20 protein-coding genes are annotated in these 24,805 nt (G+C 65.2%); 14 read left to right on the forward strand and 6 right to left on the reverse strand.

Annotated features, from left to right (window positions below):
• The first annotated feature begins 53 nt into the window (after window positions 1-53).
• A complete protein-coding gene (locus PQU89_RS10930; protein ID WP_272765853.1) occupies window positions 54-407 on the forward strand; it encodes a VanZ family protein in 354 nt (117 codons plus the stop codon).
• 40 nt (window positions 408-447) lie between these two features.
• Here PQU89_RS10930 and gntR read toward each other — a convergent pair whose 3' ends face one another.
• A complete protein-coding gene (gntR, locus tag PQU89_RS10935) occupies window positions 448-1,470 on the reverse strand; it encodes an HTH-type transcriptional regulator GntR (RefSeq protein WP_272765854.1) in 1,023 nt (340 codons plus the stop codon).
• Between the two features lie 198 nt (window positions 1,471-1,668).
• Between gntR and PQU89_RS10940 the strand changes: the two genes are divergently transcribed.
• The 10 genes from PQU89_RS10940 (at window position 1,669) to PQU89_RS10985 (ending at window position 12,818) form a co-directional block, all read left to right on the forward strand.
• A complete protein-coding gene (locus tag PQU89_RS10940; protein ID WP_272765855.1) occupies window positions 1,669-2,181 on the forward strand; it encodes a gluconokinase in 513 nt (170 codons plus the stop codon).
• A gap of 9 nt (window positions 2,182-2,190) precedes the next feature.
• Complete coding sequence (locus PQU89_RS10945; RefSeq protein ID WP_272765856.1) at window positions 2,191-2,709, forward strand: TRAP transporter small permease; 519 nt, start codon at window positions 2,191-2,193, stop codon at window positions 2,707-2,709.
• A gap of 10 nt (window positions 2,710-2,719) precedes the next feature.
• Window positions 2,720-3,997 (forward strand): TRAP transporter large permease, encoded by a 1,278-nt coding sequence (locus PQU89_RS10950; protein WP_272765857.1) that lies wholly within the window; start codon window positions 2,720-2,722, stop codon window positions 3,995-3,997.
• A 50-nt stretch (window positions 3,998-4,047) separates the two neighbouring features.
• Window positions 4,048-5,061: a TRAP transporter substrate-binding protein gene (locus tag PQU89_RS10955; protein WP_272765858.1), complete on the forward strand. Its 1,014-nt coding sequence runs from the start codon at window positions 4,048-4,050 to the stop codon at window positions 5,059-5,061.
• Window positions 5,062-5,651: 590 nt separating this feature from the next.
• Window positions 5,652-7,850 (forward strand): TonB-dependent receptor, encoded by a 2,199-nt coding sequence (locus tag PQU89_RS10960; RefSeq protein ID WP_272765859.1) that lies wholly within the window; start codon window positions 5,652-5,654, stop codon window positions 7,848-7,850.
• A gap of 153 nt (window positions 7,851-8,003) precedes the next feature.
• A complete protein-coding gene (locus PQU89_RS10965) occupies window positions 8,004-9,230 on the forward strand; it encodes an MFS transporter (RefSeq protein WP_272765860.1) in 1,227 nt (408 codons plus the stop codon).
• Between the two features lie 78 nt (window positions 9,231-9,308).
• A complete protein-coding gene (locus PQU89_RS10970) occupies window positions 9,309-10,505 on the forward strand; it encodes an ABC transporter substrate-binding protein (RefSeq protein WP_272765861.1) in 1,197 nt (398 codons plus the stop codon).
• Window positions 10,502-11,563 (forward strand): FecCD family ABC transporter permease, encoded by a 1,062-nt coding sequence (locus tag PQU89_RS10975; RefSeq protein WP_272765862.1) that lies wholly within the window; start codon window positions 10,502-10,504, stop codon window positions 11,561-11,563. The genes PQU89_RS10970 and PQU89_RS10975 overlap by 4 nt, the downstream gene beginning before the upstream one ends.
• Window positions 11,557-12,336 carry an ABC transporter ATP-binding protein gene (locus tag PQU89_RS10980; protein ID WP_272765863.1) on the forward strand — a complete coding sequence of 260 codons (780 nt, stop codon included), beginning with the start codon at window positions 11,557-11,559 and terminating at the stop codon, window positions 12,334-12,336. Before PQU89_RS10975 ends, PQU89_RS10980 begins: the two co-directional genes overlap by 7 nt.
• A gap of 56 nt (window positions 12,337-12,392) precedes the next feature.
• Window positions 12,393-12,818, forward strand: a complete 426-nt coding sequence (locus tag PQU89_RS10985; RefSeq protein WP_272765864.1) for a ParB N-terminal domain-containing protein — start codon at window positions 12,393-12,395, stop codon at window positions 12,816-12,818.
• Window positions 12,819-12,939: 121 nt separating this feature from the next.
• Here the strand turns inward: PQU89_RS10985 and PQU89_RS10990 are convergent, their stop codons facing one another.
• Window positions 12,940-14,028 carry a PepSY-associated TM helix domain-containing protein gene (locus tag PQU89_RS10990; protein ID WP_272765865.1) on the reverse strand — a complete coding sequence of 363 codons (1,089 nt, stop codon included), beginning with the start codon at window positions 14,026-14,028 and terminating at the stop codon, window positions 12,940-12,942.
• Window positions 14,029-14,150: 122 nt separating this feature from the next.
• On the opposite strand from PQU89_RS10990, the gene PQU89_RS10995 reads away from it, so the two are divergent.
• Window positions 14,151-16,244, forward strand: a complete 2,094-nt coding sequence (locus PQU89_RS10995) for a TonB-dependent siderophore receptor (protein WP_272765866.1) — start codon at window positions 14,151-14,153, stop codon at window positions 16,242-16,244.
• Window positions 16,245-16,581: 337 nt separating this feature from the next.
• On the opposite strand, the gene PQU89_RS11000 is transcribed toward PQU89_RS10995, so the two are convergent.
• From PQU89_RS11000 to PQU89_RS11015, 4 genes are all read right to left on the reverse strand, one after another.
• Entirely contained in the window at window positions 16,582-17,388 is an 807-nt protein-coding gene (locus tag PQU89_RS11000) for an oxidoreductase (protein WP_272765867.1), read from the reverse strand.
• A gap of 37 nt (window positions 17,389-17,425) precedes the next feature.
• Entirely contained in the window at window positions 17,426-20,494 is a 3,069-nt protein-coding gene (locus tag PQU89_RS11005) for an efflux RND transporter permease subunit (protein ID WP_272765868.1), read from the reverse strand.
• Window positions 20,491-21,606: an efflux RND transporter periplasmic adaptor subunit gene (locus PQU89_RS11010; protein ID WP_272765869.1), complete on the reverse strand. Its 1,116-nt coding sequence runs from the start codon at window positions 21,604-21,606 to the stop codon at window positions 20,491-20,493. The genes PQU89_RS11005 and PQU89_RS11010 overlap by 4 nt, the downstream gene beginning before the upstream one ends.
• An 84-nt stretch (window positions 21,607-21,690) precedes the next feature.
• Window positions 21,691-22,308 carry a TetR/AcrR family transcriptional regulator gene (locus PQU89_RS11015; RefSeq protein WP_272765870.1) on the reverse strand — a complete coding sequence of 206 codons (618 nt, stop codon included), beginning with the start codon at window positions 22,306-22,308 and terminating at the stop codon, window positions 21,691-21,693.
• A 92-nt stretch (window positions 22,309-22,400) separates the two neighbouring features.
• Here PQU89_RS11015 and PQU89_RS11020 point away from each other — a divergent pair, with 92 nt between their 5' ends.
• Together PQU89_RS11020 and PQU89_RS11025 are read left to right on the forward strand one after the other, a co-directional pair.
• Complete coding sequence (locus PQU89_RS11020) at window positions 22,401-23,861, forward strand: efflux transporter outer membrane subunit (protein ID WP_272765871.1); 1,461 nt, start codon at window positions 22,401-22,403, stop codon at window positions 23,859-23,861.
• Between the two features lie 357 nt (window positions 23,862-24,218).
• Window positions 24,219-24,788, forward strand: coding sequence for an aminodeoxychorismate/anthranilate synthase component II (locus tag PQU89_RS11025; RefSeq protein WP_189353125.1), 570 nt, complete (start codon window positions 24,219-24,221; stop codon window positions 24,786-24,788).
• Window positions 24,789-24,805 lie beyond the last annotated feature (17 nt).

Consider the following 24,805-nt stretch of genomic DNA (forward strand, 5'->3'; position numbering starts at 1 on the left):
GCCCGGTTCTGGCCGCGCGTTGACGGGCGGCATATCGAGACAAGGGGCAGACCGTGTTGTCGCTTTCCTTACGCCGCAGTCTGGCTGCCGCCAGCTGGTGGCTGTTTTCCGTTTACCTGTTGTTGCTGAAGCCGGCGGGTGCGCCGTCGGCGATTCCCCATTTCGACAAGCTGGGCCACGCGCTGCTGTTCGCGGTGTGGGCGTGGCTGCTGGCGCGCAGCTTCGCCGCTCGCCAGCGGCCGCCGTTGCGGCCAACCTTGTGGCTGTGCCTGGGCTGGGCGCTGCTGTCCGAGCTGGCGCAGGGCAGTCTGACACTGACCCGCAGCGCGGAGGCGGGCGACGTGGTGGCCGACATGGCCGGCGCGTTGATTGGCCTTTACCTGTGGCGGCGGGGTCAGGGCCGGTGACGGTTGCGGCCAACGTTGGCCGCAACGCAAGGCGTGCCGCTCAGGTGCTGTCTCGCGCCAGCAGCTGGTAGCCGAGATCGACCCGGATCGCTGCCGGTGCCTTGCCCGCCATCAGCTGCAGCAGCATGCTGGCCGCGGCCTTGCCGATGTCGTAACGCGGGGTGTCGACCGTGGTCAGCGACGGATTGCTCCACGCCGAGGCGTCCAGGCCGTTGAAGCCGGCAATCGCCAGCTGCTGCGGAATGGCGATGTGGCGGCGCTGGCACTGGAACAGCACCCCCAGCGCCAGATCGTCGTTGTTGCAGAACACGGCGTCGCAGTCCGGCGCCTGCAGCAGCAGGCGATCCAGCAGCCGCGAGCCGAGTCCGACCGAGGACGGGCTGGCCTCGGCCAGTTCGCGATGCGGCTGATACAGGCCGGCTTCGCGCAGCGCGGCACGGTAGCCCTCGCCGCGCTTGAGGGTGCGCGGGTCCAGCTGAGCCGCCAGAAAGGCGATGCGGCGATAGCCTTTGTCCAGCAGGAAGCGGGTGAGGGCGTAGCCGCTGTCGAACTGCGAGAAGCCGACGCAGGGGCTGTCGCCCTGTTCTGCCAGTTCCATCATGTGCACGGTGGGAATGGCGGCGGCCTGCAGCAGTGTCTGTGCTGCCGGGGTGTGGTCGAAGCCGGTGATCAGGATGCCGTCCGGGTTGTACTCCAGATAGGTGCGCAGCAGCTTTTCTTCGGCCTGCGGCGAGTAGCGGGTGTCGCCGATCAGCATCTGGTAGCCGGCCGGGTGCAGCGTGTCGTGGATGGCGGCGAGGGTGTCGACAAACACGGTGTTGGACAGCGACGGCACCAGCACCACCACGCTGTGCGACTTGGCCGACGCCAGCGCGCGCGCGGCGCGGTTGGGGACATAGCCCAGCAGCTGCACGGCGTCGTCGATGCGCTGGCGTAGCGCTTCCGAGACCAGCTCCGGCTTGTTCAGCGCGCGGGAAATGGTGATGGCGCTGACACCGATATGGTCGGCGACATCGCTCAAGGTGGTCCGGCTCTGGCCGGTGCGGGGTTTGCGTTCGCTCATGGGCTGCCATTGTAAGGGGGAGGGCGGCTTGCATCGCCGGATTCGATGTTGCGCTGCACGATCAAAACTGCTTTACCTTGCCGAATGTTAGCGCTAACCTTCGAGCAACCTTAGCACCCGGTGCCGCTTTGCTCAAGCACCGGACACCAGTGGCCGCGCGATGCGGCTTTTCATTCACCTGAGTATGTTAACGCTAACATGAATAAAGCACCGATGATTGTGGTGATGGGCGTGTGCGGTTGCGGCAAGAGCGAGATCGGTCGCCGGCTGGCCGCGGCGCTGGACACCGGCTTTGTCGAAGGCGACGACTTTCATCCGCCGAACAATGTGGCGCAGATGGAGGCGGGCACGCCGCTGACCGATGCCGACCGCCAGCTGTGGCTGGAGACGCTGCGCGACAGGATCGCCGCCGCCGCGCACGCTGGCCGCGGGCTGGTGTTGTCCTGTTCGGCGCTGAAACGGCGCTACCGCGACCTGTTGCGCGAGGGCGAGGCCGCCACCGTGTTCGTGCATCTGCACGGCAGCCGCGCGCTGATCGAAGCGCGGATGCAGGCGCGGCAGGGCCATTTCATGCCGCTGGGCCTGATCGACAGCCAGTTTGCCGATCTGCAGCCGCCGGCAGCGGACGAACGCGCCATTGCCGGCGACATTACCCTGCCGCCGGACGAGCTGGTCCGGCACATCCTGCAGCAGCTGGCTGCACTGTCATGAGGAGTAATCATGCATAACTGCATATCCCGTCTCGAACGGCTTGTTGAATGGCTGATGGCGCTGGCACTGGCGGTGATGGTGGCGCTGGTGTTCGGCAACGTGGTGCTGCGCTACGCGTTCGATTCCGGCATCGCCGCCGCCGAGGAAGTGTCGCGGCTGATGTTCGTGTGGCTGGTGTTTCTCGGTGCCATTCTCGCGGTGCAGCAGAACTCGCACCTCGGTGTGGAAATGGTGCAGGCGCGGCTGTCGCCGGCGTGGCGCCGCGGCTGTGCCGTGCTCAGCCATCTGCTGATGCTGTATGCGCTGTGGCTGTTCCTGCAAGGCAGCTGGAGCCAGACCCTGATCGGGCTGGAAACCTATTCCACCGTGCTCGCCTTCCCGATGGCGCTGTTCGCCGGCGCCGGCCTGTTGTGTGCCGTGGCCATGCTGCTGCTGATTGCGGCCAACCTTTACCGCATCGTCCGCCGCCACCCGCACGCACAAATCCCCGGTAGCCCGGACTCCCATTCCACCGGCCAGGACCTGTAAGGAATACACCATGACGATCGTGATTTTTCTGGCCGTGCTGTTTGCCTGCATGGCACTGGGCATGCCGGTGGCCTTTGCCCTGATGCTGACCGGCATCGCGCTGATGTTCCACCTCGACTTCTTCGACGCGCAGCTGGTGGCGCAGAACCTGCTGTCCGGCGCCGACAACTTTCCGCTGATGGCGGTGCCGTTCTTCATCCTCGCCGGCGAGCTGATGAACGCCGGCGGCATCTCGCGCCGCATCATCAATCTGGCGGTGGCCTTTGTCGGCCACATTCCCGGCGGCCTCGGCTTTGTCGCCATCGCCGCCTCGGTCTTGCTGGCCAGCCTGTCCGGCTCCGCCATTGCCGATACCGCCGCGCTGGCCACGCTGCTGATCCCGATGATGCGCGACCACGGCTACCCGGTGGAGCGGGCCTCCGGCCTGATCGCGTCCGGCGGCATCATCGCGCCGATCATCCCGCCGAGCATGCCGTTCATCATCTTTGGCGTCACCACCAACACCTCGATTACCGCGCTGTTCCTCGCCGGCATCGTGCCGGGGCTGCTGATGGGCGTCGGCCTGGTGCTGACCTGGCTGCTGGTGTCGCGCGGCATGAACGTCACGCCGCAACCGAAGCAGAGCTGGGCACAGCGTCGCTACGCGCTGCGCGACGGGGTGTGGGCGCTGATGCTGCCGGTGATCATCATCGGCGGCCTGAAGTTCGGCATCTTCACCCCGACCGAGGCGGCGGTGGTGGCGGCGATGTATTCGCTGCTGGTCAGCCTGCTGGTGTATCGCGAGCTGAAACTGTCGGTGTTGCAGCCGGTATTCGTGCATGCCGCGCGCACCACCGCCACGGTGATGTTCCTGTGCGCCGCCGCGCTGGTGTCGTCGTACATGATCACGCTGGCCGATCTGCCGGCACAGATCGCCGAGATGCTGGGGCCGTTGATGGAGCAGCCGCGCCTGCTGATGGCCGCCATGATGGTGCTGCTGCTGGTGGTCGGCATCGTGATGGACCTGACCCCCACCATTCTGGTGCTGGGGCCGGTGATGATGCCGCTGGTGCAGCAGGCCGGCATCGACGCCACCTACTTTGGCGTGATGTTCGTGCTGGTCGGCTCCATCGGCCTGATCACGCCACCGGTCTGCACCGTGCTCAATGTGGTGTGCGGCGTGGCCAAGATTTCGATGGAAAGCGCAACCCGCGGCGTGTGGCCGTTCCTGCTGACCTACCTGCTGTTGCTTAGCCTGCTGGTAGCGGTGCCGGAAGTGGTCACCGTTCCCGCCCAGTTCTTCCGCTGAGCGTAAGCCAGCCCGATCACAGCTGTAACAACACAACCGAGGAGAGACTCATGAAAACAATGTTCAAACCGCTGCTGGCCTGCCTGATCACCGCCGGTACCCTGGCCGCACCGCAGGCGCTGGCCGCCGACATCAAGCCGCGCATCATCCGCTTTGGCTACGGTCTGGCGGATGACAGCAACCAGGGCCGCGCGGTGAAGCTGTTTGCCGACGAAGTGGCTAAGCGCTCCGGTGGCAAGCTGAAGGTGAAGGGCTTCGGCTCCGCCAGCCTCGGCAACGACGTGCAGATGCAGAACGCGCTGATCGGCGGCGCGCAGGAAATGATGGTCGGCTCCACCGCCACGCTGGTGGGGGTGGAAAAGGACTTCGGCGTCTATGACCTGCCGTTCCTGTTTGCGAATGAAAAAGAGGCCGACACCGTGCTGGACGGCCCGTTCGGGCAGAAACTGATCGCCCGGCTGCCGGCCAAGGGCCTGGTCGGCCTGACCTACTGGGAAAACGGCTTCCGCAACGTGACCAACACCAAGCGGCCGATCACCCGCTTCGAGGACTTCCAGGGCATCAAGCTGCGCGTGATGCAGAACCCGGTGTACATCGACATGTTCAACAGCTTCGGCGCCAATGCCGTGCCGCTGGCGTTCGCCGAGCTGTTCACCGCGCTGGAAACCCGCGCCGTGGACGGCCAGGAAAACCCAGTCAACACCATCCAGTCCAGCAAGTTCTACGAAGTGCAGAAGTACCTGTCGGTGACCAAGCACGTGTACAGCCCGTGGGTGATGACCGCCAGCAAGAAGTGGTGGGACGGCCTGTCCCGCGACGAGCAGAAGATCCTGCAGGACGCCGCGGTGGTGTCGCGCAGCTTCGAGCGCAAGGATTCTCGCGCCGAGGCGATGCGCAGCGTGAAATTCCTGACCCAGCAGGGCATGAAGATCAACATGGTCAGCGACGCCGAACTGAAGCGCATGCGTGACAAGGCCAAGCCGGCCTTCGACAAGTTTGCGGCCAACGGTGGCGCCGAGGTGCTGAAGGACCTGCAGGGCGCGCTGGGCCAGTTGCGCAAGTAAGCCTGAGCCATCACCGTGGCGGCGCCAGCGTGCGCCGCCACGCTGTCTTTCCCCGCGCTGGCATCTGCCGGCGCTTTGTTTTGCCCATGCCCGCGCAAAGGTTGGCCGCAAGCGCGGTTGCCAGCACTGGCGCGGCCAGCCGCCCCTGAGACGGCTTGCTTGTCGTGTGTCTCATCGGGCGCGTTGTGCATTCGTGCCGTCTCACTGGCGGTAATGGTCGATCCGGCGGCTTCGGCGGCGCATTGTTTCTACTGCATGCTCGTACTCGCGCGATTGGCTATTAGCGCTATCCACACTCGCACCCTCCACACGATTTCTCCCGCAAAACCTTCCGTTCCCCTGCATGGAAATGATCCAGTGTCCGGCACACGGCTCGTGCCGGTTTGCTGCTGCCCGGCACTTGTCGCAGCGCCTGCGCCGTCGTGGGCGACTGATTTCTGCCGCCACGCCCACCATTAAGTCATCTTGTTTGAGCACAGTTTTAATCGAAAAGCATTTGATGTTGCGAATCGTTTTCATTTGCGTTATTGTTCATGAAAAGCCATCCGACAGTTAAAGATATCGCTTAACAAAACAGGAAATCGCTCGCCATGCAGCCCCAGTCTCCTTTGTCTCTTTCCCATTCAGCCGCTTCGGTTACCACAACAGCATCCCTGCTCAAGCCGCTGGCTTTTGCCACGCGCATGGCCTTCTCCGGGATGCTGGTGGTCGGGTTTGCAGGCCATGCCTACGCCGAAGAAGTCGCCGAGCTTCCGGCGGTGCAGGTTAGCGCGGACCAGTCCAGGCTGCTTTCCCGGCCTTATGCCGGCGGCCAGGTTGCCCGTGGGGGGCGCTTGGGCATGCTGGGTAATGCGGCCGCGATGAAGTCGCCGTTCAGCACTAGCAGCTATACCTCGCAGGCGATACAGGACCAGCAGGCGGCAACGGTGGCCGATGTGCTGGCCAAGGACTCTTCCGTCCGCGCCAGCCAGACAGGGGGGGTGGTCGATTCGTTCTTCATCCGGGGTTTTCCGATTGGAGAGGGGAATCTGGGTGAAGTCGCGCTCGATGGGCTCTATGGTGTAGCCCCCAACTACCGGGTATTCACCGAATACGCCGAACGGGTCGAGGTGATCAAGGGGCCGGCCGCGCTGCTGTACGGCATGTCGCCAAACAGTGGTGTCGGCGGCGTGATCAACGTGGTGCCAAAGCGGGCGCTCGTTCAGGACCTGACCCGGTTCACCGCCGACTACGCGTCGGATGCGCAGGGGGGCGGGCATCTCGATGTCAGCCGGCGCTTCGGCACGGATGAGCAGTTTGGCGTGCGCTTCAACGGCAGCCACCACCAGGGCGACACCGCCGTGGACAAGCAGTCCCGCACCGCGGATGTCGGGGCCTTGTCGCTCGACTATCAGGGCGAGCGCTTCAAGGCGACGCTGGACCTGATCAGCCAGCAGGAGGAGTTCGATGCCCCGTCGCGGCCGTTTCTGGTCGCCGCCGGTGTCGCCGTGCCGTCGGCGCCGGACGGGCAGAACAACGTAACCCAGCAATGGGCGTGGTCGAAGATCAGCGACCGCTCGGCCATGTTGCGCACCGAATACGAACTGAGCGACAAGCTGGCGCTATTTGCCAATGTCGGCGCCGCCCACACGGAGGTGTCGCGCCTGTCCGATCAGACGCCGACGATTCTGAACGCCGCGGGCGATACCACGGCGACGCCGATGCACTTCAAGTTCGACATCGAGCGCTTCACGGCCGACGCGGGCGCGCGTGCCCGCTTCGATACCGGTCCGGTACGTCATGCGGTTACCTTGCAGGCCAGCACCTATCGTGACCAGCTGGCGCGGGGTTCCACGAGCGGCACGGCCGTGCTGTCGAACATCTACTCGCCGGTGGACAGCCCGAGCCAGAACGTGAGCGCGCCGTCGACGGTGCCGAAGGTGTCCGAAACCACGCTGTCCGGCGTCGCCCTGGCCGACACGCTGTCCATGCTCGACGAGCGCCTGCAGCTCATGGTCGGCGTGCGCCGGCAGCAGGTCGAATCGGACAACTTCAACACGACTACCGGCGCCGTGACGTCTTCCTACGACAAGAGTGCGGTGACGCCGTTGTTCGGCATCGTCTTCAAGCCATGGGAAAAGGTCTCGCTTTACGCCAACCGTATCGAAGGGCTGAGCAAGGGAGACATCGCACCGGCGACGGCATCCAACTCGGGGGAGGTGTTCGCACCGTACAAGTCGAAGCAGTATGAGGTCGGGGTGAAGATCGATCACGGTGGCCTGATGACCACGGTGAGCGCTTTCCAGATCACGAAGCCGAGCGGCCAGCTCACCAACGGCGTGTTCGCGGTTGACGCCGAGCAGCGCAACCGTGGTCTGGAACTCAATGTGGCCGGCGAAGTGGCGAAGTCGGTGCGGCTGTTTGGTGGCGTCACCTTGCTCGACGCCGAGCTGACCAAGACCAACAGCAGCGCTACCCGCGGCAAAGAGCCGGTTGGCGTTCCATCGGTGCAGGCGAACCTGAATGCCGAGTGGGATACGCCGTGGCTGTCGGGACTCACGCTGACGGGCGGCGTGGCCTATACGGGCAAGCAATACGTCAACCAGGCCAATACGCAAAGCCTCCCGTCTTGGACCAAGGTCGACGTCGGTACGCGCTATCGCACCAAGATCGACGGCAAGCCCACCACGTTCCGGGCTGGCGTTCAGAACGTGTTCAACCGCGACTACTGGTCGGGCGTGGCCTCCTACAGCACCCTCTCGCAAGGGGCGCCTCGCACGCTGCAGCTGTCCGCCACGGTGGACTTCTAAACCGGGTGGGGGAGGTCGACTATGCAAAGCCATACTCAGCTGCTTGAGGCCGAAATCGGGAGCCTGAAGGCTTGGACGCCCGGTGTGCTCCGGCCCATCCTGGATGCGGCCGTCGCGGTGATAGGTCCCAATCCGCTGCGGATGGATTGAGCCATGTCGAATGTCGTCGCACCGGGGCCGGCGTCGCGTCTGGTCCACCTGCTGTTCGTGATTCAACTGGTGTCGATGGGTGCCATGGAGATGAGTGGCCCGTTCTGGCCACTGCACCTGAAGGCGCTGAGTACCGCCAGTTGGGAATTCGGCTTCTCGGGAGTCGCCGTCTACGTCGGACCGATGCTCGGCATCGTGCTTACCAGCGCGTTCTGGGGCCGGGTCGGTGACCGTTTCGGCCACAAGCTGATGATGATCCGCGCCTTGCTCGGTCTCGCGCTGACCCAGTTGGCACTGGCCTACGCGCAGGATGTGTGGACCATTCTGGCCTTGCGCTTCGTGCAGGGGGCCTGCGCTGGCTTCATCGCGCCAGCGCAGGCCTATGGCGTCAGTATCGAGTCGCCGGCGCGCCGGGCGCGCCTGTTCGCCTATCTGCAGGTGTCCACCAATATCGGATCGCTGGCCGGTGCGGTGATGGGCGGCCTGATCCTGGACCATGCCAATTTCCGCTGGATCAACATCGGCGCCGCCGTGCTGTGCGCCGCCTGCGCCGCCGCCGTGGCGCTGCTGCTGCCCGGCGTGGCGCCGGTCGCCAGGGCCGTACCCGCTACCACCACGGTGCAGGTCGACCTTTCCTCCGCGTGGCGTCGCGCGCCGATCGCCGGACTGCTGGCGGTGACCGGCATCCTGCTGGTCAGTCGCATGGTCACCCAGACGCCGTTCTCGCTGTACGTGAGTTCGGTGTTCGGGGTGAGCAACTGGCTGGTGGGATTGTGCTATGGCCTGCTGGCGCTCGGTTTCGTCGTGTCCGCCTCGCTGTGGGCGCGCTACTTCGAGCACGCCAGCTTGCCGTTGGCGCTGCGCCGCATCGGCCATGTGGCGATGGCCTGCGCGGTGTTGACGGCTGCCGCCGGCATCACGCGCGATATCGGAGCCTTCTTTGCCATCCACTTTGCCTGGGGCGTGCTGCTCGGTGCGACCACGCCGGTGCTGATGGCGCTGATCTCCAGGTCGGCCGGCAGCCTGGGGCAGGGCTACGTGCTCGGGGTGGCGCAGAGCACCGCGCAGTTCTCGTCGATCACCGGCATCGCGCTGGGCGGCTGGCTGACGCAGAGTTTCGGGCTGCAATACACCTATTTCTATGTGGCGGCGTGCTATCTGCTGGCCGTGGCGGCGGTGCTGCTGGTGCGGAGGGAGCGCATGCCCGCGCCTCAGCAGCAGGGTGCGTAGTCGCCGCTTCGTTCTCCTGCCGGCTCGGAATGCCGTGAAACAAATCGAATACGAAGCAGTTATTTTTTGAGGATATTGATGATGCTATTTCAACGCCGACGGGCGCTGGTGGTACTCGTGGCGCTCTGCCTGATGGTGGCGCTGGGGGCACTGTTCTTCATGACGGGGCCGGCCAAGGCGGATGCGTCCGCGGTGCTTGCCGAGGGACGCACCACGGTCACCGACCTGGCCGGGCGCAAGGTGCAGGTGCGTCTGCCGGTACAGCGCGTGATCCTGGGTGAGGGGCGCCAACTGTACCTGGTGGCCGCGCTCGATACCGACAACCCGCTCAAGCGTATCGCCGGTTGGCGCAAGGATCTGATCCAGTCCGATCCGGACACCTATCGCGGCTACCTGCGCAAGTTTCCCGGGATCGCCGACCTTCCCACTTTCGGCGGCTTCGAGGACGGTACCTTCGATATCGAGCAGGCGATCTCGCTCAAGCCCGACGTGATCGTGATGAACATCGAGGCCCAGCGCGCCACCGAAGACGCGCGCTATATCGAGAAGTTGGCCGCACTCGACATTCCGGTGGTGTACGTGGATTTCCGCCACGCCCCGATGGAAAACACCGAGCCGACCATGCGTCTGTTCGGCAAGCTGTTCGGCAAGGAACAGCGTGCCGAGGCATTCATCGCGTTCCACAACGAGCAGGTCAAGCGCGTCACCGACGTGATCGAGGCCCGCCAGCCGGCGCGCCCCAGGGTGTTCATCGAGCGCATCGGCGGCTACACCGAGGACTGCTGTCTGAGCTTCGGCAACGAGAACTTCGGACGCTTCGTGGAGATCGCGGGCGGCGACAACGTCGCCAAGCAGGCGATCCGTGGCACGTTCGGTCAGCTGAACCCGGAGCAGGTGATCGCTGCCGACCCTGAGCAGGTGGTGGTGACCAGCGCCAATTGGGAGGCGTTCGTGCCGAATGGCAGCTGGGTGGGCGTGGGGCCAGGGGCCAACCTGAAGCAAGCCGCGCACAAGTTGGCCGCCTACCCGAATCGCCCGGCCTACGCCGGCATCACGGCTAACCGTAAGCACGCGTTCCACGCCATCTGGCACCAGTTCTACAACAGCCCGTACCAGTTCGTGGCGATCCAGCAGCTGGCCAAGTGGTTTCACCCCGAGCTGTTCGCCGATCTCGACCCGGATGCCACCTTCCGCGAGCTGCACGAGCGCTTCCTGCCGATTCCGTACCAGCCGGGCTATTTCGTGAGCCTGCACGAGAAGGAGGGGCAATCATGAGCGCCGCCGACATGAGCATCCCCAAGCGGAGTGCGACGTACCGCGGGCTGGTGCAGAAGAAGCGCCTGATGCTGGGGGTCTTCGCCATCCTGCTGCTGTTGAGCCTGCTGCTCGACCTGGCGCTTGGCCCGGCCAGCTACAGCCTGGGCGACGTGGTGCACGCGCTGTTCCGTCCGGACAGTGCCGCCTTGCAGACCCGGGTGGTGCTGTGGGAGATCCGCCTGCCGGTGGCGCTGATGGCGCTGGCGGTGGGGGCCGCGCTGTCGCTGGCCGGCGCGCAGATGCAGACCATCCTCAACAACCCGCTGGCCAGCCCGTTCACGCTCGGCATTTCCGCCGCCGCCAGCTTCGGCGCGGCCCTGGGGCTGGCGTTCGGGCTCAAGCTGTTTCCGGCCGCGGCCGAGTACATGGTGCCGCTCAACGCCTTCCTGATAGCGATGCTGTCGGCGATGCTGATCCACATGCTGAGCCTGCGCCGCGGCGTGAGCGCCGAGACCATCGTGCTGCTCGGCATCGCGCTGGTGTTCACCTTCAACGCGCTGCTGGCGCTGGCGCAATACTTCGCCAGCGAGCAGGCGGTGGCCGCCGTGGTGTTCTGGACCATGGGCAGCCTGACCAAGGCCACCTGGCCCAAGCTTGGCGTGGTGTGCCTGGTGATTCTGGTCACGCTGCCGGTCTTCGCCAGACGCGCGTGGGCGCTCACCGCGCTGCGCCTGGGCGACGACAAGGCCGCCAGCTTCGGCGTGGACGTGCGCCGCCTGCGCTTCCAGACCCTGATCCTGGTCAGCCTGCTGGCCGCGTTTCCGGTGGCCTTCGTCGGCTCCATCGGCTTCGTCGGCCTGGTCGGCCCGCACATCGCGCGCATGCTGATCGGCGAGGACCAGCGCTTCTTCCTGCCGGCGTCGATGCTGGCCGGCGCGCTGATGCTGTCCGCGAGCTCCGTGGTGAGCAAGACGCTGATCCCGGGGGCGATCTTCCCCATCGGGGTGGTCACCTCGCTCATCGGCATGCCGTTCTTCATTTCACTCATACTCGGCAGCAAAAAGAACGCATGGTGACACTACGTTTGGAAAATCTCGGCGCCAGCTATGACCGCCACGAAGTCATTGCCGGCATCAACACCCCGGTCTTCCTGGGCGGTGAGGTGGTGGCGGTCATCGGTCCCAACGCGGCCGGCAAATCCACCCTGTTCAAGCGCATCGCCGGACTGATCGACGGCCCCGGGCGCGTGCTGCTGGAAGGTTCTAGCAAGGGCCGGGACGGCATCTGCTACATGCCGCAGGACATCAGCGCCAACGCACGGCTGACGGTGTACGAGTCGGTGCTGCTGGCGCGCAAGCAGCAGACGCCGTCCTGGGCGGTGCACGACACGGATCTGGCGCGCATCGACGACATCCTGGCCGCGCTCGGCATCGACGCGCTGGCGTTTCGCAACCTCGGCGAGCTGAGTGGCGGGCAGCGCCAACTGGTATCGATCGCGCAGACGCTGGCGCGCGATCCGGAAGTGCTGCTGATGGACGAGCCGACCAGCGCGCTCGACCTGCACCGCCAAATGCAGGTGCTCGGATTCATGCGCCAGCTGGCGCGCGAGCAGGGGATGATCGTGTTCATCGCAATCCACGATCTCAACCAGGCCCTGCGTTTCGCCGACCAGGCGCTGGTGATCGCCGGCGGTAGCGGGCAGGGCAGCGGCCCGTGCGAAGAGGTGATCACGGTCGACATGCTGCGTGCGGTGTACAAGATCGACGCCCGCATCGAACGCTGCTCGCAGGGCGCCGGCCACGTCATCGTCGATGGCGTGGTTCAGGAGACGGCCACGCTGCAACACTGAGCGGGAGGTCGAGGTGCTTGTGCCAGCCATTGAAACCATCTCCAGGGAACAGACAAATGCGTGATTACCCGTCCTACTGTGTCGCTCTCAAGCCGGTGGACTTCTTCCTGCCTTCCGAAGAGGTCGATGAGGCGGCCGTGCACCGGCTGGCGGCTGCCATCGCCCGGGCGGGCATGTGGACGACGCCCATTCCCGTCGATAGGGAAACCGGCATCATCATGGACGGCAACCACCGCGCGCGCGCGGCGGTTTTGCTGGGGCTGCATTATCTGCCGTGCGTACTGCTGGGCTATCGGGACCCCAGAGTGGTCGTCACCCACTGGCGCAGCGGTGAGCCATTTTGCGTCGACAGCATCCAGCGCCAGATCTTGTTGCACAAGAAGCGCTTTCCATACAAAACGACCCGGCATCTTTTTGCGCCAGTGCTACCCGAGACCGAGATTCAGCTGGGCATGCTAAGAGGCACGGCCAAAAAGCCCTGAACGGCATCCCCTTGCGGTGAAGTCAAAGCAGTCGGTCGATGCCCCGGAGCTTATCCAGTCGGTTTAACCGCAGAGCCCAGCCTGGGCGGGGGAGGGGCGCGACAAGGTTGGCCGCAACGGTTCAGGCCCGGCTTGCGGCCAACGTTGCGGTGCGGACCTGTTGCTGCTTGCGGCGGCGTGCCTGCCACTGGTACACCCCGCTGGCCGACAGCAGCGCCAGGCCCAGCCCCGCCAGCATCAGCAGCACGCGCAGCGGCCAGCCGCCGAGACTGCCGGTGTGCAGGCCGTACACCCAGGTGGTGAGCCGCACCGCCGGCGCCGCCTGCTCCACCGGCGTCACCCGCAGCAGCTTGCCGCTGTAGGGGTCGATCTCCACATTGCTGCGGCCATTGGGATGCAGCTCGCCGGCCTGGCGCCAGCGCAGCAGCAGCGGCTTGCCCGGCTTCGACTCGTACTTGATGTCCACCAGCCGCGCTCCCTGCATGACCTGCGCCGCACGCGCCACCAGCACGTCCAGCGGTAGCCGTGTCGCGCCGGGCTCCGGGTTGAGCTTGATCTTGGCCGGTGCACGGTAACCGTACCAGCCGTTAATCCAGTTGTTCACCTGGCGGTTGAACACTTGGTAGGCGCCGGTGAGGCCGGCGCACAGCAGCAGCACGCTGCAGCCCATGCCCAGCAGCCGGTGCAGGTCGCCCAGCCACACCCGCGCGCCCTTGCCGCGGCGCAGCTGCCAGGCACGCGACCAGTCGCGCGGCCACCAGTACACCAGGCCGCTGACGGCCAGCAGCATCAGCAGCAGCGCGCAGATGCCGCCCAGCGTTTCACCCGCCTCGCCCAGCAGCAGGGTTTCATGCAGGTGCAGCAGCCAGTCGAACGGGCCCTGGCCAGCGGCCTGGTCCGAGGTAATGCCGGCGCTGCCGCCATCCAGCCAAAGCCGCCGCTCGGCATCCGGCAGATGCAGCCGTACCTGTACCGCCTCGCCCGCACCGGCAAAGCGCAGGTTGAAATCGGCAGCGGGGTAGCGCGCCAGCACCGCGTCGGCCAGCGCCTGATAGCCGGCAACGTTGGCCGCAGGCGCCGGGCGCTGGCCGCTGGCGGTTTCGATCTCGGCGCGGAACACCAGCAGGCTGCCGGAGAGGCCCAGCAGAAGCAAAAAGCAGGCACAGCCCAAGCCCAGGTAGCGGTGCAGCAGTATCAGGTAACGTTTCATGAATCGGTCCGGTGATGGTATGCCATTCGGGTGAATGGTGGATTGGCCGGTTTGCGGCATTGCAGCAAATTGTATCACGAACGATAATTCTTCGTATTTACAACAAGACCAAGATGTCACGCATGAAAACGCCCTCCCTGCTTTCCGTCCCCCTGCTGCTGGGCCAGCTGTTGCCCGCCGCCAGCCACGCCGCCACAGGCAGTACCACCGACAGCACCGAGCTGGCCACGGTGGTGGTGACCGCCCCGTCACGGCCAGGCAGCAGCTACCAGCCAAGCCGGTCCGTCAGCAGCGGCTATGAACGCGCGCCTCTCGACACACCGCAGGCGGTGGCAGTGGTGGCGCCGCAAGTGATCCGCGACCAGCAGGCGCGCACGTTGCAGGAGGCGGTGAACAACGTCAGCGGCGTGGTGGAGACCAACACCCTGGCCGGCATCGCCGACAGCGTCATCCGTCGCGGCTTCGGTAGCCGGGGCGACGGCAGCATCCTGCGCGACGGCGTGCGCGCCGCCACGTTGCGCAACTTCGGCGTCACCAGCGACAGTGTGGAGGTGCTCAAGGGGCCAGCCTCACTGCTGTACGGCATTCAGGAGCCGGGCGGGGTGATCAACGTGATCAGCAAGAAGCCGCAGTACAGCCAGCAAGGCAGCATCGGTCTGCGCAGCAGCAGCTTCGGCGGCGGCGCGGCCGACGTCGACCTGACCGGCCCGCTGGGCGACGGTGGCCTGGCCTACCGCGTGATCGGCGAGCTGGAAGAGGGCGACTACTGGCGCAACTTCGGCAACACCCGCCGCAAGCTGATCGCGCCGTCGCTGGCCTGGCAGGACGGCAACAGTAGAGCCCTGCTGTCCTACGAATACCTGGACTTCAAGACCCCCTACGACCGCGGCACGGTATTCGCCAACGGCAAGGCGCTGGCCATCCCGCGCGAACAGCGTCTGGACGAGGCCTGGAACATTGCCGAGGGGACTTCGGAAGCACTCAACAGCAGCTACAGTCGGCAACTGAACGACAGCTGGCAGTGGAAAGCCAATCTGGGCTGGACCCGGCTGCGCTACAGCGACAACCAGGCGCGCCCGGTTTCCTACAACGCCACGACCGGCGTGCTGACCCGCCGCGCCGACGGCAACCGCGACTTCGACAACACCACCCTGTTGCTGTCCACCCGCCTGCAGGGTGACGTGTTCCTGTTCGACCAGCGCCACGAACCGGCCATTGTGCTGGAAAGCGAACAGCTGCGCGAAGCCAAGGGCGACGTGATGCAAGGCGTCAACAACACCAGCTTCAATGTCTACAACCCGGTGTACGGCACGCTGGCCTACCCCGCCAAACTCAGCAGTAGCAAGAGCGACACCCGCAGCGACATCGACACCCAGGCACTGGTGCTGCAGGACAACTGGCACTTCGCCGACGGCTGGATGGCCAGCCTGGGCAGCCGCTACCAGCACTACCGGCAGGAAGACGGCAGCGGCCGCCCCTACGGCGTCACCGGCCGCAGCAGCGGCAACGTGTTGCTGCCGCAGCTGGGGCTGCTGTACCGGCTGGCGCCGCAGTGGTCGCTGTACGGCAACTACAGCGAATCGTTCAAGCCCAATACCGCCAGCGACGGCATGAGCTTCGACCCGGAACGCGGCATCGTGCACGAGGTGGGCGGCAAGTACGAGCACGGCGGCATCAGCGCCAGCCTGGCGCTGTACCGCATCGAGAAAAGCAATGTGCTGGTGAGCGAGAACAACGTCAGCCGCGCGGTGGGCAAGGTGCGCTCGCAGGGCGTGGAGCTGGACGTCAGCGGCCAGTTGAGCCGGCAGTTGTCGGTGATCGCCAACTACGCGTATACCGACGCCGAGGTGACCGAGGACCTTGCGGCCAACGTCGGCAAGCAGCTGTTCAACGTGCCGCACCATAGTGGTGGCGTCTCGCTGGCTTACGACTTCGGCCGTGACGCCCAGGGCAGCCGCTGGCGCGCTGGCGGCGGCCTGCGCTACGTCGGCACCCGCCAGAGCGACGCCAGCAACAGCTTCGAACTGCCGCGCTACCAGGTGGCCGACGCCTTCGTCGCCTGGCAAGGCAAGGTTGGCCGCAACAAGCTGGACGTGCAGCTAAACGTGAAGAACCTGTTCGACAAGACCTACTACAGCTCCAGCAGCGGCAGCGCGCTGCAGGTGAAGGTCGGCGACCCGCGCGAGATCAGCGTGCAGACCCGCCTGTCGTTCTGAACCGCGGCACCCGCCACCGCGCCGAAGGGCAGGGCGGGCGATATGGCTTGCCGCAGCAACACCCCCCGTCCACGGGACGGGGTGTGTTGTTTCGGCGCGCGGGGCCGCTCATCCCGCTGCATCGTCTTCGCCTGACTTTCCGCCGTCCCCTTGCTTTGCGGGCGGCATCCGTTCCGAAGCCTGTGGACGGGCTTCGGCTTGAGGCGGGAGTCTGTCTACGGCACCCGGGACGGCCCAGGCCGAGCCTGTCATGCGGCGCTTGCTGTCATTTGCGGCACCCGGTCCCTCGGCACCAGGCGGGTCGAGGCGCTTGCCGCTTTAGAAGGTCGGGATCGACTCAGGCCAGCCCGAACGTTTTCCTCAGGCCCTTCTCGACCGGGCCCGCGGGCATGAAGCGGCGCAACCTGGCCAGAAGCGAGGCCTCGCCCTTGGGTGTATGGCGCATCTTCCAGGCGCCCAGTGCGGCATCGACTATCGTGGCGGCGACGCCATCGGGATCGGGCGCTTTTTGGACCGCGTTCTGGATTGCCTGGGAAACGATGCCAAGCTCCTTGTCGTAGTCGGGGATTCTGGTGACGGTCCGGGGCGCATTCAGATCGAGCTTGGTCTTGGTAAACGAGGGTTCGACCAGCGCCACGCGAATGCCAAACTGGCGCACCTCGTGATCCAGCGTCTCGGACAGCCCCTCGACGGCATGCTTGGACGCCGAATAGAGCGCCATGTACGGCGCTGGCAGAAAGCCCAGCACCGAGCTGACGTTGACGATGCGGCCGGAACGCTGCACGCGCATGTGCGGCAGCACCGCCTTGATCGTGCGCAGGAGGCCGAAGAGGTTGGTGTCGAACAGCTCCTGGGCTTCGGCAAGCGACGTTTCTTCCGTGGCGCCCAGCAGGGTCACGCCCGCGCTGTTGACCAGCACGTCGATGCGCCTGGCCCTCGCGATGATGGTCTGGATGCCGCGCTCGATCGACGCTTCGTCACGGATATCCATCTCGACGAGGGCAACGCCGGGTATGGCCTGCGCCTTGGCCGGGTTGCGCACGGTGCCGAATACGCGGCAGCCTTGCTTGGCAAATTGCATGGCGGCGGCGCGCCCGATACCCGACGACACGCCGGTGATGACGACAACCTTGGAATTCGACATGGCAGTTCCTCCTTGTGTGGGTGGCTTGGGGTGGGAGTCAGCTGTGCGAGGGCGCCGGCCGGATCTTGAACCAGATGGCGTACATGGCCGGCAGGAACACCAGCGTCAGGACCGTCCCGGCGAAGGTGCCGCCGATCAGCGTGTAGGCCAGCGTTCCCCAGAACACCGAATGGGTCAGCGGGATGAAGGCCAGGATCGCCGCCAGCGCGGTCAGAATCACCGGCCGCGCGCGCTGCACGGTCGCTTCGACCACCGCACGGAAGGGATCCAGCCCGGCCTGCTCGTTTTCACGGATCTGTCCGATCAGGATCAGCGTGTTGCGCATCAGGATGCCGGACAGTGCAATCAGGCCGACCAGCGCATTGATGCCGAAGGGTTGCCGGAACAAGAGCAGCGTCGGCACCACGCCGATCAGCCCCAGCGGGCTGGTCAGGAAGACCATCACCATGCCGGCGATCGAGCGCACCTGCAGGATGATGATGAGCAGGGTGATGGCCAGCATGATGGGGAAAATCGGCAGCATGGCGACCGTCGCCTTGCCCGATTCTTCGATGGCGCCGGCCTCTACGATGCGGTAGCCGCTGGGCAGCTTGTCCATGATGGGCTGGAGTTGCCGGGTCATGGCCGTCGACACGTCCGGCGGCTGCAAGCCTTCGGCGATGTCGCCGCGCACGGTGATCGTCGGCACGCGGTCGCGCCGGCGCATTAGCGGTTCTTCCATGTGCACCTCGATCTTGCCCACCTGCGACAGCGGGATGCGCTGCCCGTTGGCGCCCGCCAGCGTGTAATCGCCAATCCTGGCCGGATCGAGCCGGACATTACCGGCCGAGCGCGCGACAACCTGCACCGTGCGTATGTCCTCGCGCACGGTGGTCACCGGCATGCCGCTGAGCAGGAATTGGAGTTGCTGGGCCACGGCACTGGACGTCAGTCCGACGGCTTGCAAGCGGTCCTGCTGCAAGGTGAAGTGCAGCGTGGGCACGCGCACGCCCCAATCCGTGTTGACCGTGCGCATCAGCGGGCTGGCGTCCATGAGCTGCTGCACCTCGGCCGCCACTTTGCGCAACACCGCCGGATCAGGGCCGCTGACCCGGTAGGCCACCGGGAACGGAGAATACGGGCCGAATACCAGCTGGGTGACCCGCACGCGCGCCTCGGGGGCGAGGCCGCCGGCAATCGCCTGGCGCAGCCGCTGCTTCAGCTCGTCGCGTTCCTCCTGGCTGTCAGTGCGCACCACAATCTTGGCGAACGACGGATCGGGCAGTTCCGGCCCCATCGCCAGATAGAAGCGCGGCGCGCCCTGGCCGATATAGGACGTGACGATCCTGGCTTCCGCTTGCCTGGCCAGCCAGGCCTCCACCTTCGCGGCGGCTGCACTCGTTTGCGTGATCGACGTGCCATAGGGCATCTGCACCTCGACCAGTACTTCAGGCCGGTCAGAAATCGGGAAGAACTGTTTCTTGACCACCGCCATGCCGAGTACCGACACCACGAAAAGGGCGATCACCGTGCCGGCGACAAGCCACTTGCGGGCAATGACGCGCCCCAGCAGCTGGCGAAAGCGGTTGTAACGTGGCGTGTCGTAGATCGCATCGTGACCGCCTGCCACCTTCTTGAAGTCGGGCAACAGCTTGACCCCGAGATACGGCGTGAACACCACCGCGACCACCCACGACGCGATCAGCGCGATGCCAACGATCCAGAACATGTTGCTGGTATATTCACCCGCCGAGGACCGGGCGAAGCCATTGGGCATGAAGCCGACTGCCGTCACCAGCGTGCCCGACAGCATGGGCGCCGCGGTGTGGCTCCAGGCGTAGGCCGAAGCTTTGACGCGGCTGTAGCCTTCTTCCATCTTCACCACCATCATCTCGATGGCGATGATGGCGTCGTCCACCAGCAGGCCCAGCGCCAGAATCAGCGACCCCAGCGTGATGCGGTCGAAGTTCTTGCCGGTCGCCAGCATCACGGCAAAGACGACGGCCAGCGTCAGCGGCACGGCCGCGGCAACCACGACCCCGACACGCCAGCCCATGCTCACGAAGCTGACCAGCATGACCACCAGCACCGCGGCGAAGAACTTGACCATGAACTCATCGACCGCCGAGCCGATGTTGACGGCCTGGTCGGTGACTTTGCTCAGGCTCATGCCCAGCGCTTGCCCGGCGTTGATCGCACTCACCTCGCTGTCCAGGGCCTTGCCCAGGTCCCGCCCGTTCCAGCCGTCGCGCATGATCACACCCAGCAACAGCGCCGGTTCGCCGCCGTTGCGGATCATGAACGTTGCCGGGTCTTCGTAGCCGCGCTTCACCGTGGCGATGTCCGACAGTTTCAGCGTGCGGCCCTGCGCCACGATGGGCGTGTCGCGGATTTTCTGCAGTTGGTCGAAGGCGCCGTCCAGACGGATAAACACCTCCGGCCCCCTGGTTTCCACCGCGCCGGCCGGCGTCAGCGCATTCTGGTTATTGAGGGCGGCGAACACGTCCTGCGGGCTGACGCCCAAGGTCGCCAGACGCTCGTGTGAAAACTCGACGTAGATCCGCTCCGCCTGCTCGCCAACGATGTTGACCTTCTTGACGCCCGGCACATGCAGCAGACGCTGGCGCAGCGTTTCCGCGTCGCGAACCAGCACTCGCTGTGGCTCGCCCTTGGCCTTGAGTGCATACAAGGCGAAGGTCACATCGGCGTACTCGTCGTTGACAAACGGGCCGACCACGCCGGGCGGCAGATTGCGTACTTCGTCTCCGACCTTTTTACGGGCCTGGTAGAACTCGTCCTGCACTTCCGACGGCGGGGTGCTGTCCAGCAAGGTCAGCGTGGTGAACGCCAGCCCCGGACGGGTGTAGGTCTCGCTGCGGTCGTACCAGCGCAGTTCCTGCAGGCGCTTCTCGATCTTCTCGGCCACTTGGTCCTGCATCTCCTGCGCGGTAGCACCGGGCCAGGCGGTGACGATGGTCATCACCTTGATCGTGAAGGAGGGGTCCTCGGCCCGACCCAGCTTGAAGAAGGACATCACCCCGCCCAGCGAGATCAGGATGATCAGGAACAGCGTGATGGCGCGTTCGCGTACTGCGAGCGCCGACAGGTTGAAACGGCTTTCGCTCACGGCTTGACTCCTTCTGCTGCCGTGGCGACGGCTTGGTCAGCCACCCGGATCCGCTCGCCTTCGCGCAGCAGGTGCGCGCCGAGCGCGACGATCCGGTCGCCTTGCTTGATCTGGCCGGCGATGCGTGCGCCATCGTCACCCAGGTGCAGGACGGTGACCGGCCGCCAGGAAACCTTGGCCGGCTTGCCATCGATCAGCCATACCCCCGGCCCCTTGCCCGCGTCGAACAGCGCGCCAATTGGCACCTGCATGCCGTCGTTCACCGCGGCATGGCCATCCGGAATCCGGATGGTCACCGTGGCCCCCAGCGGGGCGTCGGCCAATTCGCCCTCCAGCACATAGCGGGCTTCGAAAGTGCGGGTGAGCCGGTCTGCGGCATCGGAGAGCTGACGAAGTCTGGCCGGAACGCTGACGTCTTCCTTGCCGAACAGCGTGGCTTGCCCGATGGAACCGACCGCAGGGCGCAGGGTTTCCGGCAGCTGGATGACGGCCTCGCGGCGACCGGCGCGGGCCAGACGCACCACGGTCTGCCCTGCGCCCACGACCTGGCCGGGCTCGGCCAGCGTTTCCATGACCACGCTGTCGCCATCGGCCACCAGCTCCGCATAGCGGCTTGCATTTTGGGCCACGTCGGCCTGTGCTTCGGCCGCGCTGAGCTGGGCTTTGGCGGCATCTGCCGCCGCTTTGATCTGGTCGTAGGCGGAGGCTGAAATCGCACCGGTGCCACGCAGGTCACGGTAGCGGGCTTCGTCCTGCGCCGCCTGCTGCGCCCGCGCTCGCGCCGCGGCAACCGTCTCCTGCTGCGCCTGTGCGGCCAACTTGAGATCGGCCGGGTCTATCCGCATCAGGGGTTGGCCGCGCTTGACGGTTTGCCCGGCGTCCACCAGGCGCTCCAGTACCTTGCCGGAGACACGGAAGCCGAGATCGCTCTGTACCCGGGCGGCGATGGTGCCAGTGAAGGAGCGGGATTCAGGGGTGCTTGCCTGAACAATGGCGGTACGTACCAGCGGGGTGCCGGTGCGGGGATCGGTCTGTGCTTTTTCGCCGCAAGCGACCAGGGCAAACGGCAGGACACAAATGACGGTGGAGATAGCAAGGCGATGCCGAAGCATGAAAGTCCCTTTGACGAAGTGATCGGGACTTTCAGTATTGTTCTTGTGACCAATTTAGTCAATAGTCACTAATCGCCTATGGCATTACGGCGACAGGCTGCGCAGCACCAGGCTGGAGAGTTGCGCGGGTGCCTCCTCGGTATTGTCGAAGTTGTACTGCAACAGCAGCGGGTGCAGGTAAGGGCGCATCACCAGGTAAATCGCTTTGGCGGTTTCGTCGAGCGGCGTCTTGCGCTCAAAGTCTCCGCTCAGTCGCCCCTGCTGCACGATGTCCTGCAGCAAGTGCTGAATGCGCGCCTCGTAGGCGACCGTCGCCTGCCAGCGTTCGCCGGCGGCCGAGGCCGCGATTTCGTAGAGCTTGCGGTCCTGGAAAAACAGCCGCAGGCTGGCCTCTACAATGGTTTTGAACATCCGCCGCAGTTTCTCGGGCGGCCGCTCGGCTGCGTCCACCGCCGCCCTGACATCGTCCTCGATCTCGCGCAGGCAGTTGGCGCAGATCATCTCGCCGATGGCCTGCTTGGACTCGAAGAACTTGTAGATATAGGCCTTGGAAAAACCGATGGCCTTGGCGAGGTCGGACACCGTGGTCTTCTCGTAGCCATAGCGGCTGAAGTGCTCGGTGGCGGCGGCAACGATCTGATCGCGTACTTCGTGGTCGGCCGGTCCGCGGGCGGCAGCGGGGGAGGTGTGTGTATTCTTCATGGGCGGTAGCTTACAGACGTGCTCAAAAATTGACAATGAGTGACCAATATGTATTATGGTCACTATAGTTCATTCTGATTCGGAGCCTGCCCGTGCTAGCCAAATGCCCCCTTGCCTTGCTTATCGCCGCCGGTCTGTTGACCGGCTGTGCCGTCGGTCCCGATTATGCCCGGCCCGATATGCCGATGCCTGAACGGTATCTGGGCGCTGCCGCAGTGGAACAGCGACAGGCGGCCACCAGCGCCGACCTGGCTGCATGGTGGACGGGGTTCGGCGATCCGCATCTGAGTCGATACGTCATGCTGGCGTTGGAACAGAATCTCGATCTCGCGCAGGCATCGGCTCGCGTCGTTCAGGCGCGGGCGGGCTTGGGGGCGGCCAAGGCCGCGTTGCTACCGGCTGGTCATGTCAGCGGCCAGGCCGCCAGAGCCTACCAATCCCTTGAAACGCCCGTGGGGCAAGTCCTGAATTCGACACCGGGTTTCGACCGTTATGGCAATGCCTACGAGGCCGACCTCGGTGCCAGCTGGGAACTGGACCTGTTTGGTGGCTTGCGCCGTGGACGGGAAGCGGCGCTGGCCGAGTATCAGGCTTCGGCAGCCGGTAATACGGCGACTCGCCTCGCGGTGGCGGCCCAGACCGCCGACATCTATATCAGCATCCGCGGATTGCAAACCCGTCTGGATGTCGCCCGACGACAGGTGCAGAAACAGCAGGCGCTGCTCAAGACCATCCAGCTGTTGTACGGCAAGGGCTTGGCGGCCGAACTGCAGGTGAGCCAGGCCGAAGGGGCGCTGGCCCAGGTCCAGGCCTCCGTACCGGTGCTCGAAACGGGGCTGGACGCGGCCATGAACGCACTGGATGTGATGCTGGGTTCATCACCCGGCACGCATCGCGCCGAGCTGGCCGAAGGCGGGGCCATCCCTGTCGCCCCACGCATTGCCGCCACCGGCTCGCCGGGCGAGTTGCTCCGGCGCCGGCCCGACCTGATCGTGGCCGAGCGCCGTTTGGCGGCGTCGAATGCACGTATCGGCGTCGCCATTGCCGAGTATTACCCCAAGCTTTCCCTGAGCGGCTTGATCGGCAGTGCGACGGCAGTGTCCGCCGGCAATCTGTTCACCAGCGGTGCCAGCCAGGCTGCCGGCGTGCTGGGGCTGCGCTGGCGTCTGTTCGATTTTGGGCGCATCAACGCGCAGATCGACCAGGCCAGGGGCCAGGAGGCCGAGAGGTTGGCCGCATATCGGCTGGCCGTACTGCGGGCAAGCGAGGACGTGGAAAACGCCTTCTCGGCCTTGGTCAAGCGCGAGGAACAGGCTGCCGTGCTGGCACGGGGCGTGGACTCGCTCGGCCGTGCCCGGTCGGCTTCGTTTGCCGCCTATCAAAAAGGGGTGGTCAGCCTGATCGAGGTGCTGCAAGCCGATGAAAGCCTGCTCCGCGCCGCCGACGCACAGGCACTGGCGCAAACGGAATCGGCACGCGCGGCGGTCGCCGCCTTCAAGGCGCTTGGCGGTGGTTGGCAGCCCCGTGAATCCGAAGTGCAGGCAAGCAAGTAGCAACAGGAACGAGCCCGGATTCCTGCGCAAATCTGCCATGGTGAGTTTCCCTGCTTATTGGCCGCTTCGGCCGACTCCCTGGCTGCTGCCCGGCCCGGCCCGAGCAAACAAGGGGTGTCACGATTCCATGGGGGATGCGCTTCCGATTTTTGATCACGCGCTATATCGGTCAGCGCAGCGGGTCGCGTTATGGTCGACAGGCCGGCACCAAGAGGCAGCCTGAATTCCATCATGTTATCCTGTCAGTCTGTTGTGCTGACTTCCCATAAAGTCCACGGCAAAACAGGATAAAAGACAGGATTGAAACCCATAGATGCGGCACCGTAAGCCGCCAGGAATAAGGCTTGTAGACCCGCTATGCTACTGATGATCGACAACTACGACTCCTTCACCTACAACCTCGTGCAGTACTTCGGCGAGCTGGGGCAGGAAGTCAAGGTCTTCCGCAACGACGAAATCACGCTGGAAGAAATCGAGGCACTGGCGCCGCAGTACCTGGTGCTGTCGCCCGGCCCGTGCACGCCGAACGAGGCCGGTATCTCGGTGCCGGCCATCCACCACTTTGCCGGCAAGCTGCCGATCATGGGCGTTTGCCTCGGCCACCAGAGCATCGGCCAGGCCTTCGGCGGCAAGATCATCCACGCCAAGCAGCTGATGCACGGCAAGGTGTCGCCGGTGGCGCACCACGATATCGGCATGTTCCGCGACATCCCCAACCCGGTGACCTGCACCCGCTACCACTCGCTGGTGATCGAGCGCGAGTCGCTGCCGGACTGTCTGGAGATCACCGCCTGGACCGACGACGGCGAGATCATGGGCGTGCGCCACAAGACGCTGCCGATCGAGGGCGTGCAGTTCCACCCCGAGTCCATCCTGACCCAGCATGGCCACCAGATGCTGGACAACTTCCTGAAAGAATTCGCCTAAGCCGCATAGCGCCGCAG

The sequence above is a fragment of the Vogesella indigofera genome (genome assembly GCF_028548395.1).
GTDB lineage: Bacteria > Pseudomonadota > Gammaproteobacteria > Burkholderiales > Chromobacteriaceae > Vogesella > Vogesella indigofera_A.

Bases quoted from the DNA above. Each gene is read 5' to 3' on its own strand.
- PQU89_RS10965 (WP_272765860.1), top strand. From the start codon at position 8,004: ATGTCGAATGTCGTCGCACCGGGGCCGGCGTCGCGTCTGGTCCACCTG.
- PQU89_RS10940 (WP_272765855.1), top strand. From the start codon at position 1,669: ATGAATAAAGCACCGATGATTGTGGTGATGGGCGTGTGCGGTTGCGGC.
- PQU89_RS10955 (WP_272765858.1), top strand. From the start codon at position 4,048: ATGAAAACAATGTTCAAACCGCTGCTGGCCTGCCTGATCACCGCCGGT.
- PQU89_RS10970 (WP_272765861.1), top strand. From the start codon at position 9,309: ATGATGCTATTTCAACGCCGACGGGCGCTGGTGGTACTCGTGGCGCTC.
- PQU89_RS10980 (WP_272765863.1), top strand. From the start codon at position 11,557: ATGGTGACACTACGTTTGGAAAATCTCGGCGCCAGCTATGACCGCCAC.
- PQU89_RS10995 (WP_272765866.1), top strand. From the start codon at position 14,151: ATGAAAACGCCCTCCCTGCTTTCCGTCCCCCTGCTGCTGGGCCAGCTG.
- PQU89_RS10950 (WP_272765857.1), top strand. From the start codon at position 2,720: ATGACGATCGTGATTTTTCTGGCCGTGCTGTTTGCCTGCATGGCACTG.
- PQU89_RS10975 (WP_272765862.1), top strand. From the start codon at position 10,502: ATGAGCGCCGCCGACATGAGCATCCCCAAGCGGAGTGCGACGTACCGC.
- PQU89_RS11025 (WP_189353125.1), top strand. From the start codon at position 24,219: ATGCTACTGATGATCGACAACTACGACTCCTTCACCTACAACCTCGTG.
- PQU89_RS11000 (WP_272765867.1), bottom strand. From the start codon at position 17,388: ATGTCGAATTCCAAGGTTGTCGTCATCACCGGCGTGTCGTCGGGTATC.
- gntR (WP_272765854.1), bottom strand. From the start codon at position 1,470: ATGAGCGAACGCAAACCCCGCACCGGCCAGAGCCGGACCACCTTGAGC.
- PQU89_RS11010 (WP_272765869.1), bottom strand. From the start codon at position 21,606: ATGCTTCGGCATCGCCTTGCTATCTCCACCGTCATTTGTGTCCTGCCG.
- PQU89_RS10945 (WP_272765856.1), top strand. From the start codon at position 2,191: ATGCATAACTGCATATCCCGTCTCGAACGGCTTGTTGAATGGCTGATG.
- PQU89_RS10960 (WP_272765859.1), top strand. From the start codon at position 5,652: ATGCAGCCCCAGTCTCCTTTGTCTCTTTCCCATTCAGCCGCTTCGGTT.
- PQU89_RS10985 (WP_272765864.1), top strand. From the start codon at position 12,393: ATGCGTGATTACCCGTCCTACTGTGTCGCTCTCAAGCCGGTGGACTTC.
- PQU89_RS10990 (WP_272765865.1), bottom strand. From the start codon at position 14,028: ATGAAACGTTACCTGATACTGCTGCACCGCTACCTGGGCTTGGGCTGT.
- PQU89_RS11015 (WP_272765870.1), bottom strand. From the start codon at position 22,308: ATGAAGAATACACACACCTCCCCCGCTGCCGCCCGCGGACCGGCCGAC.